1 protein-coding gene is annotated in these 523 nt (G+C 70.7%); it reads right to left on the bottom strand.

Translation table 11 applies throughout. The features are described 5' to 3' along the window. Positions 1-35: 35 nt before the first annotated feature. Positions 36-523 (bottom strand): hypothetical protein (locus RF645_RS13395; protein ID WP_368819283.1); only part of this gene is annotated, 488 nt, incomplete at its 5' end.

Here is a 523-nt window from a genome sequence, read left to right as displayed (position 1 = left end):
AGGGCCCTCATGGGCCCGGGGAGGGGGTGGGCCGGTCAGGCCCGGATGACCTGCACCCGGGTGCCCACGGCGGGGGCCGCGTCGGGCATCACGCGCGGGATGGTGTCCCACACCGTCTCGGTCTTCACCCTGGGCACTTCCACGGCGGTGACCCGCTCGGCGGTGTCCTGGTCCATCAGGTGCCCGGCGGTCTCAGCGGCGCGCAGGGTCTCCACGGCCTGGGAGACGGTCACGGCCCATTCCCGCTCTTGGGGCTCCATGTCGTAGGGCATCGGGGACCAGCAGGCCCCGAATGCTTCCATCAGTCCGTCCACCCCGGTCACGGTGGTCAGGTCGCCGTTCTCGCTGGGCCCGATGAGGAACCCGAACGTGTAGCCCTCGGGGGTGAGGTTCACCAGGAACGTGCCGTTGTTGTTGTCGCACTCGGTGGCGGCGGCGGTGGAAACGTCGTCGTAGAGGCTGATCCCGGAGGCCTCGGCGGTCGCACGGTTCACCTCGTAGACGGCGGCCACGCCCTCGGCCA

Origin of the sequence: Kocuria sp. CPCC 205260 (assembly GCF_040981045.1) — a bacterium.
GTDB lineage: Bacteria > Actinomycetota > Actinomycetes > Actinomycetales > Micrococcaceae > Kocuria > Kocuria palustris.
Note: the sequence above shows the minus strand (reverse complement) of the source record. Positions and strands in the feature narration are given on the sequence as shown.